The 14208-nt window shown below is 53.0% G+C and carries 6 protein-coding genes and 1 pseudogene; 4 read left to right on the top strand and 3 right to left on the bottom strand.

Annotation, left to right across the window (positions count from 1 at the left end):
- Positions 1 to 35: 35 nt before the first annotated feature.
- On the bottom strand, positions 36 to 5435 hold the full coding sequence (locus tag KOR42_RS04150; protein WP_197440845.1) for a CHAT domain-containing protein: 5400 nt from the start codon (positions 5433 to 5435) through the stop codon (positions 36 to 38).
- Between the two features lie 353 nt (positions 5436 to 5788).
- On the opposite strand from KOR42_RS04150, the gene KOR42_RS04155 reads away from it, so the two are divergent.
- Positions 5789 to 6484, top strand: a complete 696-nt coding sequence (locus tag KOR42_RS04155) for a sulfotransferase family 2 domain-containing protein (RefSeq protein ID WP_146507345.1) — start codon at positions 5789 to 5791, stop codon at positions 6482 to 6484.
- Positions 6485 to 7176: 692 nt separating this feature from the next.
- Here KOR42_RS04155 and KOR42_RS04160 read toward each other — a convergent pair.
- Complete coding sequence (locus KOR42_RS04160; RefSeq protein ID WP_146507346.1) at positions 7177 to 8328, bottom strand: SDR family oxidoreductase; 1152 nt, start codon at positions 8326 to 8328, stop codon at positions 7177 to 7179.
- Positions 8329 to 9773: 1445 nt separating this feature from the next.
- On the opposite strand from KOR42_RS04160, the gene KOR42_RS04165 reads away from it, so the two are divergent.
- The 3 genes and pseudogenes from KOR42_RS04165 to KOR42_RS04180 all read left to right on the top strand — a co-directional run bounded on the left by KOR42_RS04165 (position 9774) and on the right by KOR42_RS04180 (position 13169).
- Complete coding sequence (locus KOR42_RS04165; protein WP_146507347.1) at positions 9774 to 11339, top strand: Rne/Rng family ribonuclease; 1566 nt, start codon at positions 9774 to 9776, stop codon at positions 11337 to 11339.
- Positions 11340 to 11520: 181 nt separating this feature from the next.
- Positions 11521 to 12489: pseudogene (locus KOR42_RS27295) on the top strand (DUF1559 family PulG-like putative transporter).
- Positions 12490 to 12638: 149 nt separating this feature from the next.
- Positions 12639 to 13169 carry a hypothetical protein gene (locus KOR42_RS04180; protein WP_146507350.1) on the top strand — a complete coding sequence of 177 codons (531 nt, stop codon included), beginning with the start codon at positions 12639 to 12641 and terminating at the stop codon, positions 13167 to 13169.
- 91 nt (positions 13170 to 13260) lie between these two features.
- Here KOR42_RS04180 and KOR42_RS04185 read toward each other — a convergent pair whose 3' ends face one another.
- Positions 13261 to 14052 (bottom strand): phosphoadenylyl-sulfate reductase, encoded by a 792-nt coding sequence (locus tag KOR42_RS04185; protein WP_146507351.1) that lies wholly within the window; start codon positions 14050 to 14052, stop codon positions 13261 to 13263.
- Between the last annotated feature and the right edge of the window lie 156 nt (positions 14053 to 14208).

Below are 14208 nucleotides of genomic sequence, written 5' to 3' on the forward strand. Positions count from 1 at the left end.
GTTCGCCGTCGGGCGTTTCAGGAGATGTTCGAAGGTCAGTTGCCGGAACCGAACAGAATGAAGCTTGCCCAGAAGAACGGATGAGCGCCTCCGTGTTGCTCGCGTCGTTCTTTGATTCGTTGACGCTGGGCGCGACAGAGCGCAGCCCGACGATTGGGAGACTCCAGAAGCTGCTGGTAGAAGGCACGCATCAACTCGCGAGTTTCGATATCGGGAACTTTGAACAGAGATGTGAGAATAGAGTGAGCGCCAGCATTCAGGAATGCACGCCGAATTCCATGAACTCCCTGCCCGGAAGAGATGTCGCCGAGCCCACTTTCACACGCACTGAGAACGACGAGTTCGGTGTTTCGGAATTCCATTCTCGCGATTTCCTGAGCGGTCACCCAACCATCCTCAAGCCGATCTTCGTCACCGGGTTGGGAAGCTCGATTCGCTCCGGCGAGGACGATCCCCGAGCGGAGTAGAGGATTCTCGGCTGATCTAAGTCGAAACAGATTCGTATTGATCGAAGCGGATCTCTGGAACGCATTCCCGAAATCCTCCTGCTCAGCCAGCGGAACGTAAAATCCATGTGTCGCCAGATGCAGGATTCGGGCTGCGTATGTCGACTTGAGTAACTCTTCAACTGCATCATTCCCGATGTAAGTTTTGACGGGACCGTAAGCGGTTTCTCTCAAGAGATGTTCGACGTCGGTTGCTTCGTCTTCAGCTCCTGGAAGCCGCTTCCATCGAAGTGAGCGGAGATCAATTTCTTCTTCGCCACGCATCGTGAGTAACATTCGCGACTGGTCTTCATCGTTCACACGGGCAATGGACTCCTCCCGCTCGGCGAGGTCTGCATCGAAGTTTGGATTGGAGATGACGACCGTTCCAACTCCCGGAGCCCCGTTCGACCTCATAAGATCACGGGCTGAGGAGACGTAACTGATCTCTTTGCTTTCAACGAGATAGCGATCATCAGCATCAACAAGTGCCGCGAATGGAACGGTGGAGATCGCTGCGTCTGGCCCGAGGATGAGTGTCTCGGCATTGTGGATTTGCTTCTGGAATGGACCTAACAGGGCTTCGTAGAGTTCGAATGCAAGCTCGCGGTATTGTTCTTCAAGTTGCTCTTCGTCAGAGAAACGCATCATGCGCGGGACCTCGCGGGTGGTCCGTCGCAAGACATCGATCATGCTTTCGATTTCAGCTGCATCACCAAGGTCAGCGAAGTCAATTTGCAGCTCCTGCGACTGATTCCGGACAATGAACGCGACATAGCGATGACTCGGTTCAGAAGAGTCGCGAGGACGAAATTGGTCGACCTTCAGGAATTCCAGGTATGCCCAGTTCTCGTCGATAAACTGCCCGAGTTCGGTCAGCACTGCCGATGGCGAAGGCAAACTGATTTGTTCTCCGCGCAGTCGTTCGCTCAGGTCGCTTTGAGCTTCGGCGATGGCTTTTAATCGCTTCTGTCGTTCGATCGCAATTTCTTCTTCGGAGAGGTTCGAACTCTCTTTCAATGCCAGATCGGCAAGTTCCTGGTTCAGCAGTCGGATCTGCTCAATTAGCGCGAGTGTTCGTGTGTCGAAGGATCGCGAATGTTGCAGTGACTTCGTTCGACAACTCAAATCGAGAGCCAATCCTTTTCGCTGAACTGTCCATTGGAACGCATTTTGGATGACCTCCGGATCAGATTCGTCGTCTACAAGGGAGACCAGCAAATCGAGTGGTCGCTCCTCTTTGTTGAGGAGATTAAGAAGCGACGAGTCGCTGAGAAGTCCACCGATTTTAGATAGCTCTGCCTGTTCAATTCGCAAACACTGCTGCACATGAGAACGAGCACTCTCGATGTTGCCGAGAAGTTTCTCGATTACGGCGAGCTGAAAACGAGTTTCCGCGACGGTCTTCGACTCTCGACCGAACAGGTGTTCCTGAAGCTGGAGTGCGGCTGTCAGATGTTCGCGTGCTTCGCTGATGTTCCCGGATTTCCGCTGAACTGTTCCCAGCGTCGACAAGAGGACCTGTCGGAGTGCGGCGGTGGTCTCATCAATTGCGAGTCCCGCTTTCGCTCGCTGCAAAACCTGTTCGGCTTCTTCAAGTTCATTCCAGTTCAAGAGTGCTGTGCCGAGATGGATGAGCAACTGTTGAAACTCCGCCGTCTGGTCGAGCCCAGCTGCTTCGTATTCGGAAACGACGGAATCAAATCGTTTGTGAGCTTCCTCGGAACGTGCCGGGTTTGAAGCTGTCGAGACCGCCAGGACGACTTTGTTGCGGAGAAAGTTTCGGTCATCCGGTTTAAGGATTCGCTTCATTACTTCGTAAGACTTCAGGATCTGAGAGTGACCGAGGTCCGGCTGGCCGATTCCGTAGTAAATTTCTCCGGTGAGCTGGAGTGCGGTGGCATACTCCAGGTTTTCATCCCCCCAGAGTCGACGAAATCCGTCGCTTGCAGAACGTGCAAGTGGGAGTGCGGAACCGAAGTCTTCAATGGTGGAATAGAGGGTCGCCAACTCGAGACGAGCAGAAAACGTATCGAAGCTCCCATCGCCCATTTCTTCTTCAGCGGTTTGAACAGCTTGTTCTGCGAGCAGTCGGGACTCGCGATATTTTCCCAGGATTCGCAACAGTCGGGCACGCTGGGTCAGAAGAGGAATCACTTCGGAGTGACGAAATCCGAAATGCTTCGTCGCACAGGTCACGGCAAGGGAGCTCATCTCAAGGCTCTTGTCGAAGAGTTCCTGCGACTCGTAGTAGTCCGCCATTTCTCGTGCATAGGCCAGCAGAGGCAGGCTTAACGGCCCGAGAATTTCCTCAATATCCTGAATGAGTTGAGGGGACCGCTCCACCAGTTTTGGATCGATGCGGTTCGCATCCTGTTTTTTGAGTGCGTCCGTGTCTGCAACTAGTTGCGTGTAAGTCGGCAAAGATTCCTCGTCCAAAGCTGCAATCCTCCGCGCGAGTTCGAGTTCCACTCGGAGTTGATCAAGAATGTCTGGCCACTTGGCATACAGGACAGCTTCAGAACTTGTTGCAAATTCTCTGACAGCAACAACCCGGTCCCACGCACCGATCGATTCGTAGTGCTCGCGGAGTCGCAACAGGTTGATGTCGAAGTAACCCCATTCGACTCGATCGATCTTGTTGAGATCGTCGATTTTCTGGAACGATTCGAAAGCCTGATCCAGGAAGCGAAGCGCCTCTTCCGGACGCTCCATCAGGATGGCAACATGACCTTTGACGAGAAAATGTTCCGACACGATGAGAGGATCGGAATCGAAATGTTCGGCCACGAGTGCCGAGATTCGTTTCAGAACCTGTTGGGCTTCCTTGTCTCGATCCTGTTTCGCGTAAACGACGGCCAGTTTGTGGTGGGCACTCCGGTATGTTTCGTCGAGGCTTCCTTCGCCATACCGGGCGATCAACTTTTTGAGGACGGTTTCCGCCTGTTGATACTTCTCCGTTACGTCGTAGCTGTTGGCTGCATTGTACAAACACCACTCATAGGTGCTGGTGTAGTCAGACAATGACTTTCCATAACGATTCGCTTCCGGATTCCAGAAACCATTCTCGAATAACTCAATCGCTTCGCTGTAGTAGGCAACCGCATCCAGGTTTCGACCCTGATCCGCGGAGACGTTTCCGAGGTAGTTCAGAACCATTCCAAGATCGTAGTCAATGTTGTCGTTCGAGTTGTTTCGGAGAAGCTCAGCCGCTTCCGCGAGTCGATGTCGTGCTTCGTAAGGATCGTCGAAGTTGTAGTAGTACGCGCCCAGCGAGGCCACGGCCACGCAATGAGCGTAGCTTCCGCGACCCGGCCGCGATTCCCAAAGCTGAATCGCCTGATTCAGGTGAGTCACAGCGTCTTCAGAAAGTTGCTCTGCCAGCACGCATCCCATTTTCGTGAGCGTGTCGACATGCTGATCAGACTTCTCTCCCAGCGAGGAGCGAAAACCTTCGGCAGCACGTTCCATCAACTCCATCATCATTGGGTCTGCGGAATCCATGCTGGCTGCGAATTGGGAACAGGCCGAAGCATATTCCCAGTGATCTGTGCCGAGGAGATTTCCGAAGTCGACCAGAAAAATGGTGATTTGATGCCGAAGCTGTTGGTGGTCCTGAGCTCCAAGGATCTGTGGATTCAGCAATCGGGTCAAAAGATCGAACCGTGCCCGCAATGTCTCGAGACTATCTTGACCGAAAAGACTTGATGCCAGACCAAGACGCTTTCGCGCAAGTGCCAATGCTTCGGTCGCTTTCCCGGATTGGCTCAGGGTTTGAATTTCCGGGAGGAGGTTCTGGAATTGCTGATAGTGTTCCCATTGGTCATCGCTCCACGACTCCGCGTCGGTCGTGACAACAGGATCGACCCGGAGATCGGTCGCGCGAAAATTCTCTGTTCCCCATTGCTGATCGACGATCTGCTTGGCTTCCTCGATCGCTTGCCTGGAGGTCATCCAGTCCTGATTCTCCCATTTCGATCTCGCGACCGTGCGAAGCGCGTAGACCAAATTGTCGGCGATTGGTCGGAGACGTTCACGAGGAAATCCTTCGCGAGATCCAATTGCATAAGCTTCTCGAAGCGGCGGAAGTGCCTCCTCGATTTCCCCCTGCATCAGCAGGATGGCTCCGCGTATCTCGAGGCTGCTGAGATACTCTGACGCAAAAAGTTGACCGGCGTTGCGAAACTGCTCAATCGCAGAGTTGGCAGAAGAGAGGCCCTTTTCCAGATCGCCGGTTGTCACCTCATACTGTGCGAGGAGATTCAGGACAACTGCGTGATCCGGATGTTGCGGGTGTTGGACCTGTTGCAAGTCGATTCTCAGTTTGGCCAGCTGCGTTCCGACCGTATCGATCTGGCCAAGTTGAAGCTGCGCCGACTGAATCGACGTCATCGCCATGATCAAGAATGGGTGTCGCTCGCCGAAGTTTTCTTGTGTCACTTTCGCGAGATTCTCGGCAGCCTCAAGTCCGCTCGTCGCGTCTTCCTCTTTCACTGCCTGCTGCAACTGCCGTTGCCAGGCGTACAACTCCTGTCGTTGGGGCAGAGGCATTTCCAACATGACTTTCAGGAATCCCTCCTGTTGTTTCGCCGCAGCGACCCGCCAGTGTTCTTCCGGTTGATTCAATGACAAAACTCGAACGGCATTCTTCGAGTGTCGTTCCGCAACCTCGTCGCGACCGAGTTCGAGAGCATAGTTGCTGAGCACAATGCTCCGGGTTGCAAGACGGAGATCGTCGGGCGGAAAGAGTTGTTCTTCGATGGCGAGTACGCGCTCTCCGGAGGCGAGTGCTTCTGAGACTTCTCCATTTCCCCACAGGGCAGTGATGGATTGATTCCGGGTGGTTCTCCCATCTTCCAGGTTTTTTCGAGCTGCCTGGGATTCGATAGCTTCAGCTTCATAAGAGAAAGCTGCGGGAAGAAAACTGCCTGCACAGAAGAGTGCGATCACCGCGATGATCCACCGTGAACAGCTTCGCGAATTCCGGCAATCAGAGGTCATCACAGTGCACGCCATGTTCAAGGGGAAGTGACTCAAGAGCGAAAGCGTTCCGCGTCAGCGTTCTCTCCGTTAGCGAATATTCTACGGCAGTGCGTATTGCGATGAAAACTCGATATCAGCCGGAGTTTGACCAATGACCCGGAATTCGAGGCAGGCAACTTCGGGTATGACTGTTCTCAGACCTCCATTAAAATGCCGGTCCACTCGAAACCGCCAAGAGGGCAATCCGTCGACTGGAGAGAACCCGAGACGGGAATTTTGCGAGTGGATGATTCGGAGTGTGAAGACTTAGGAGTCAGTCTGTGATCGTTTCGCATAAGTATCGGTACATCTTCATCAAGACAAACAAGACGGCAGGCACCTCTGTGGAGATTGCACTGTCAAAGTTTTGTGGACCGGATGACATCATCACGCCGATTTCGCCCGTCGACGAACAGAAGCGAACAGAGCTTGGCTATCGCGGACCGCAAAATTATCAGGCACCGATCTCTCAGTACGGAGTGAAGGACGCCTTGAAGCTGATGACCAAAGGCAAGCAGAAGACGAAGTTCTACAATCACATGTCAGCCCGTGAAGTGATTGATTTCGTCGGACAGGACATCTGGGATCAATACTTCACATTTTGCTTCGAGCGAAATCCCTGGGACCGGATCGTGTCGCTGTACTACTGGCGCAACAAGACCGAGCCGCGTCCGACCATCTCGGAGTTCATTGAATCTCCCGATCCGCAAATGCTTAAGAATCGAGGAATCAATCTCTACACAATCGACGGCGAAGTCGTGGTCGATCGCGTGTGCAAGTTTGAAAATCTGGCTGACGACCTCGAAGAGATCCGCAAGCAGGTTGGTATCCCGGAGCCTCTCGAGCTCCCTAACGCCAAGTCAGGTCATCGCAAAGATAAGCGAAGCTATTGCGAGATTCTGAGTGACGACGATCGAGATCGCGTGGCAGAGATGTTCAGCGACGAAATCGAACGGCTCGGATACACGTGGGAGTAGAGCAGTCGCAGCAGCGAGGCTGATTCGGAAGTTGGTCCGCTTGGGCGGATTGAGTTGTTGAGAAGTTGGAACTGTCGAACGGAAAGATCACCCGCCGAAGAGGGGAAAATAAAACGAGCCTCGACCCCGGCGGGCTGACCGGGGGAGGCTCTAATCCAGTGAGGCGGGCCAGCACTCACTGGCGTTCCTTAATCGTCGGTAACAGAGGGCAATAAGTCAATAAACAAAAGCGTTTTCAGTGGAAAATCTGGGATGAGAGAAGAGATTTTTTCCGAGCTTTCTGGTTGCAATCGTCGCACCCAATGCGTGAGTGGTGTTGACGCGTACAGTAGGTTAGGTTTGGTCGAGCACCAAACGGCAGAAATCCATTCAAAACGGTCAAATTCCCAGTGAATGACGCCAAAATCCGTTTCGGGCGGGGTCGGAAGAAAAAAGAGCAGTCGAGACGCGACAGCCTCTGATTTCGCCCTGTGCAGTCGCGAATTTTTCGGACTCAATTTGTGGGTCGTCGACACGTCTCCGGCAGAACGAAGTTTACTGACACCAAATGTCAGTTTGTCAGCGCGAAACATCATTGTTCAGAAGGCGGCTGAGAGACTGTCGATCTCGCTTCGCGAATACAAAACGGCCCGACAGAAACTTTCGATTCTGTCGGGCCGTTGATGTCTATTCAGAGATCAGCGGAAGCAGCTTTAGGCCGGAACCAGAGCAACTTCGCTTTCGTTGACCTTTGGGTCTCGCCAGTTGAAGCTGCGAGCGATCGCGTCCTTTGCCATCAGCGTCAGCATGTCGCGGTCAACATGTGGGCAAAGGTTTTGCGGAACCGCTGTCTGAGTGTTCGTCGAATCGAATTCCGGATCGTCTTTCCAATACGATTCGTAAACTTCCATGTGCTTGAAGAACACTTTCTCCATTTCGGTCGGTTCGGAAGTTTGGTTCTCGTCTGTTTCCAGTCCAAGACCGTAGAGCCCGATTACTTCTTCGATGACATCTCGAATCAGCCGTGAAGGGACCGGAAGGCGAGGTGTCAAATGGTAGGTCTTACCGTGCAGCGTTTTGTCGGTCACGATCGTCGCCATCACTTCGGAAACCCAGTCCACTGGGACAAGATTCTTCCGCTCGTCTCCGGACGACTTAACGTTGATGTTGCTGGCGTCGACCTTCCCGGAGAAGTGAGTTTCGTGCATGCTGCGTGCAATCGTGTAAGCGAGTTGCACCATGGCGTAAAAGTTGTGGTAGGTGAACGTCAGACCCGTTTGCGAATCGCCGACGATAATTGCCGGGCGGAAGACGGTCAGGTCATTGATGAAGTTTGCTTCACGGACCAGCTTCTCGGCCATGACTTTGCTTTCCTCGTAAGGATTCGCAAATTCCTGTCCGACGTCGAGTTCTGACTCGAGGATGCGGCCTTCTCGAAGCCCAGCGACGTAAGCTGTTGAGACGTGGAAAAACTCCTTGATTCCGGCTTGCTGGCAGAATTCGAGAACTGTCGCGGTTCCATCGACGTTCGATCGCCACGGTTCGCTGTCTCGACCGGTGCTGACGAAGGAAAGGCTCGCCGCGTTGTGAATCATCGATGAGCAGTTTTCACTCGCCCATTTGATGTCTGTGTTCGACAAACCGAGATCCGGAGAGTTGATATCGCCTTTGAGTACGACAGGTCGGGGCAACTGTTCTCCGAGAATGTTGTCCCACACTCTCATCGCTGCTTCGACGCGTGCTTCCGGACTGGTTCGACGACTGGGACGAGCAAGGACGGCCAGCTTGACACCGTTCTTCAACAAATCCTTCATCAAATATCGACCAAGCAGACCGGTAGCGCCTGTCAACAAAAGGTGGTCCATACTCAAGACTTCCTGTAAAGAGGAGTGGGAGTCAATGCAGCAGCTTCGCTGTCTTTTTGCAAAAATCACACTTGAAGATTGTGGGAGAGACTACTCACGCCCAGAGCAAGACTCAACTGAATTCACGAATCGTAAAACCGAATCTTGAATAATTGAGCGGCCAGCGTCTTGTCGTGCCTCTTTGATGATTCTAAACGATCGTGTCGACCTGAGGGGTGAGAGATGAAGATTTTGCGGCTGCAAACCGGGAATTCCGGAGTTTTCTTCAAGTTGGGGCGATCTGTTTCAAAGTGTGAGAAATCCCGGTTATGATGTCTGTGTGTGGCTGTAACTGATTGCCGTGTCGTTGGTTACGCGTTCCTAGCGAGAGGCAGCCGCTTCGCAGGGGTGACTTTGCCACTGATTCGGTTCGGGAATGTGGGCGAAAAGAAGTTCTTTGGAAGAATTTATGAAGTCGGGGGAGTTTGTTCCGACAATAGCAGACAATTTGGCGTGCGGCGGCTTTGTGGTCTTCGTGAACGTTTGGCCAGTGACGCGAGCCTTTACGGACGGTAAGGGATTCGGCTATTCTGTCACGCCAGATACAACTTTGTCTCAGATGAGCCTGTTGCTCACTCTGAGAGAGTTTGCCCCGTGTTCACACGCGATTGACTGTGCCTGTGTACTGGCAGTGTTAAGAGCGAAATCGGGTCGACGATTGCTGTTCGTCTCGGATGTGTCTTTCCTGCGGGTGACTCCTACTGAGTTCCTTGCAGTCCGAAGGGTCCACAATCCGGCGAACGTCCGATGAGACACACATTTCACGAATCAAGAATACAGTTATCAATCAGGCGGCTATCAGCGTCGCATTTGAAGAGTCGTCTTATCGGCAGACTTCAGATGGTGTCAAGGTGATGGCGCTTGTTGTGAAGATTGACTAAGTAACGACAGCGTTTGCACACAGTTTCTAGTACTTAAATTTCACCAAGGTTTGCACAGAGTGTATTCCAACTCTTGTTTCCGAGACGTCATGCAGGGTAACCGGACAGTCCGGATAGGTGTCAGCCAACAAAGTTCGCTGATTTCTTCAGCGAACGTCAGACGGATCACGTTTCAAGATTTGACGATCGAATCCGGTTCGATGTCGAGGCAAGAGTTCATGGCGTCAAGTATGTTGCTGGGCGGTTTTTCTGTCCCCGCGTGTGAAGAATTCGCGGATTTGAGAGAAGTTCAGGCGAGAAACCCGCAGGAGTCAGCTCTGGTTCGAGGTCGAACCAGTCACAAAAAGGATCACCGCTTCAGAAAGGTGAGTTCAAATGGATTTGAGGCCAATCGAGTCAGTCGGGATAATTGCCAGTTCTTTGGCAGTTGACCAGACGAGGCTCCCTTTGAGTCTCCCGTGATTCCACAACACATCGACATCAATGGGATGCACCCTGTTCGTCGCCGCAGGCGAAGAGGGTTTTATGAAAAAGGAAATGTTGATCAATGTTCTCCAGCCAGAGGAGAGCAGAATCGCCATCGTTGAAGATGGCACGCTCGAAGAATTGTACGTCGAACGCACAAGCATCGAGCAGTATACAGGGAACATCTATAAAGGCCGGGTCGTCAACATCGAGCCCAGCATTCAGGCCGTCTTTGTCGACTTTGGCGTCGGGCGAAACGGATTCCTTCACGTCAGCGATGTGGAGTATCAATACTACAAGCACCTGCTTTCCGACCGGGAACGCAACGACGCCGAACGGAACCGAAACTCGAAGTTCAACGAACGGACCTCTCGAAATAAACCCCCGATTCAGGACATCTTCCAGCGAGGAAGCGAAGTCCTGGTTCAGGTGATCAAAGAGGGAATCGGGAATAAAGGTCCGACACTTTCGACCTATATCAGCATCCCGGGGCGTTACCTCGTCTTGATGCCGGGGCTGAATCGTCTTGGAGTGAGCCGCAAGATTGCAGACGAAGATCTGCGACGCGACTTGCGAAAAATCCTGCGCAATCTCGATCCGCCTGAAGGGCTCGGTTTCATCATTCGTACAGCGGGTGCAGATCGGACGGAAAAAGATCTTCAGCGGGACATGAACTATCTGCTTCGCCTGTGGAAAACGATCGTCAGGCGAATCAAAAAGCTGCCTGCCCCGGTCGATATCTACGAAGAAAGCGACATCGTTCTGCGAACCATTCGGGATATCTACTCGAGCGGAATCGATGCCATCTGGATCGATGAAGAAGAGACCTACAAACGGGCTCGCGAATTCATGAAGGCGGTCATGCCCAAGAACGCTGACTCGATCAAGCTGTTCGAAGGGAAGGAGCCGATTTTTCATACCTACAAGATTGAGAACGAGATCGACCGGATTCAAAGTCGACACGTTCCACTACCCGGTGGGGCATCGCTTGTCATTGACCAGACCGAAGCCCTCGTGGCGATCGACGTCAACAGCGGAAGCTATCGGGCTGATGACGATGCGGAGAAGAGTGCCTATCAGGTCAATCTTCGCGCAGCGGAAGAGATTGCTCGACAGATTCGCCTGCGTGACCTCGGCGGTGTGATCGTCAACGACTTCATTGATATGCGAGACGAACGGCATCGACGCGGCGTGGAGCGAAAACTTCGCGACTGTGTTGCCAGAGACCGGGCGCGAACAAAAGTGCTTCGCATCAGTCCGTTCGGCTTGATCGAGATGACACGGCAGCGGATTCGACCGTCGCTTCGCCGAAGCATCTATGAAGACTGTCCATGCTGTAATGGGACCGGACAGGTCAAGACAGCCGAGAGTATGGCCATTGAAGTTATGCGTGCCTTGATGACAGCCTCAGCCCATTCTGATGTCAGCACCGTCAAGGTGGAACTGCATCAGCAGGTTGCCGACTACCTCATCAACAACAAACGCCGCGAGATGCTGGAACTCGAAGAAGAATACTCCGTCAAGGTCCACTTTCAGACCGCCGCAAATGTGGGACCGGCCCATCTCAGTCTCCGCTGTCTGAACAACAATGGATCACATGTGAAAGTAGCGGAAGCTCGAAACTAACGGAGTTCACCTGCGATCATACTCCCCCCGATAGAGGGTCCGCCTTGACTTTCAATTCGGGGGAGAAGTAGCCTCGTTGTTGTGCAGGGCGCAGCGAGGTGGACATGTGAACGACAACCTTCGTGAACTCATTGAGTGGACTGTCACGCGGCAGCCCACATGCGATGAAATTCGCAGACTCATGACAAGACGCAAGCGGGCAGGATTCAACCTGGTTGAATTGATGGTCGTGATTGCGGTTGTCGGCATTCTTGTGGCTTTGATTCTGCCAGCTGTGCAGTCATCCCGCGAAACAGCCCGGCGGTTGCGGTGCCAGTCTCATCTCAAACAGATTGGTCTGGCTGTCCATCATTACGAGGCTTCGCATCGCGTCTTCCCCGCGGGCTGGGGTTGGAATGGATATCTCTATCGGCTGCTTCCCTATGTGGAAGAAGGCACGACTTACCAACTGATCACGACAGCGATCGAGGCGGACCGGCTCGATGAAGAGGCGTCGGACTTGCTGGCTCTTCGTCCGGCACTCTTTGCGTGTCCTTCATCGTCGACTCCACGGGACATGAAACACGTTTCAAATTACGCTGACAATGTGGGGTACGGGAAACGGCACGAGTTTGACGAGCAGGGCGAGCTTCGGAATGTTTCTTACAACGGGATTTTTTCCTCGCTTGATCGAATCGATTGGGACGGACCGATTGGCGGAGTCGTGACAACGGCGATGGTTTGAGACGGCCTGTCGAAAACAGCGGCCATTTCCGAGATTGCGACGGAAGGATCCTCCAGCCCGTACCGACTCACCTATATCATCGGTGATCATCTCGGGATGGTCAATCAAATGGACCGGGCTGCTGACGAATGTGGAAGCCTGCGTCCTGGGATGGAGGATCATGGAAATCGCGGGGACCATTGGCTGTTGGGTGCGGAACTTTCCACGCTCTACAATCATGTCGCCACACCCAATCAGAATACCTGCAAGCTGGGAAGCTGTGTTCCGTGTATGGTTTCTTCAACTGCCAGTGAGCATTCCGGCGGAGTGAATCTCGCATTTGCGGATGGGCACGTGGTCTTCCTTTCAGAATCGGTTGATCGAGATGTCTGGCGAGCGATCGGGACACGAAACGGAAACGAAGTCGTCACAATGCCGTCGTTTTAGAGCAAGTTGCTCTTTCCTGTGCACTCGCTTGAACTTTTTCATCAGTTAAAAGGGTGAGTTTGCTCGTGCGAGTGAGTGCATATCGAAACAGAAGGTGCTCTGGAGTGCTGAACTTATCGTCGCGCGGACAACTGAGAAGTCGTGTCCTGATGGCACGAGGCGAAGGCGCGATGGCTCAATCGTCAGGCTGCCAATCTTTAGAGAACATGATGATCAACAACAAGTCCCGGTTCGTACTTCTGATTCTATTCATGAGTTTCGGTTGTTCGCAGCAACCGGAAAACCGACCACTTGTGAAGGTTCCAGCAGCTCAGGTGACAATCGGAGACGTCGAGATCTCTTTGTTTCCATTGGGCCATGAACGTTTTGCGCCCGTCGAGAAAATTACTTACGGAGTGCCGTGGTACGTCAGCGGAACTGTCGAAGGTCCGGACGATCTGCTGGGAGCGATGATTGTCGTCGATGCAAAAGTCTTCGTTCAGAAGGTCAAGAAAACAGCGATTTTCGACACAGACGTTGTGACCCTAACCGCGAATCCGGAAGGAGGTTTTCAGTTCTCTGCGGAAATGAAACCGATTCCCAGCGAGTATCCGAGCCCGTTCGAGGTCACTGCGAAATACGACATCGGCCATACTGCGGAAGATATTTCCAGTCAGACGATTTCGGTTGTCGTCGAATAAGGCGATTCAGAGATTGGTGTTGGGAGCTAACATCTCGGGAAAGGGGGACTTCCTCTTTCCCGGCTTCTTGTTTTGGATACCGAACAGGGAATCAAATCATGAAGTCGGTCTTCTGACCGAGAATTCGATCGACGAGGTCTTGAGGCAGGTCGATGGCTTCGGATTCGCCGTCGCTCATATCGGTCGGATTGATTCCACAATACGCTGCGGCCGTGCCGAGATGTCGCCAGCGACCCGCACGTTTGGGCTCGTGAGGCAAAACGGGAGTTGTGCACCGGTTACATCCGATGGTGGTGTAACCCTGATCGTGAAGCGGGTTAATGATCACATCCTGTTCCGCGAGATAGGCAGCCATCTGCTCGTCGGTGAAGTTGGCCATGGGATTGATGCGGACAGTGTTCATCTCGATGTCAACAGCCAAGAGCGGGCATACTCCGCGACGTCCTCCATCGGCTCGACGCAAGCTGCCGATCAGGGCGTCGTAGTCTCCTTTGGTTTTTAAGAGAGGCTCGACTTTCCGCATGTGGCAGCACTCTTCCTGCCCCTCGACAGACATATAAAGAACGCCCATTTTCTCGGTCTGTTCGACCATCGTCAGTTCCGGATGAAGCGTGCGGACGGTCAGTCCGTAGTCCCGGGAGATCCGATCGCGGGTTTCAAGCGTCTCTTGAAACATGACTCCGGTGTCGACGAAGAGAACGGGAATGTCCAATTCGAGACGGGAGATCATGTGACACATTACGCTTCCGGATTTTTGCATCGCCGAGATGGCAGCGACGCGGTCTCCGAAAATATCTTTCGCCCAGCGAAGCATCTCGTCCGGAGTCCGTTCTTCGAAGTTTTTACTGAGGCGATTGAGTTGCGTTTGTGTGAGACGAGCCATTTGCTTTCCATTTCTCGCAACGGGTCGACAGCCAGGATTGCTGAGGATGGGGTCGTTGAGAAGTCAATTGTTTCATTCCGCGGCGGGCAGTTGTTCCACTGAGAATCTCGAACTCAGCAGCTGATGATGGGATCACAACCTGTCGGCCATATCGAA

The sequence above is a fragment of the Thalassoglobus neptunius genome (genome assembly GCF_007859735.1).
Lineage (GTDB): Bacteria > Planctomycetota > Planctomycetia > Planctomycetales > Planctomycetaceae > Thalassoglobus > Thalassoglobus neptunius.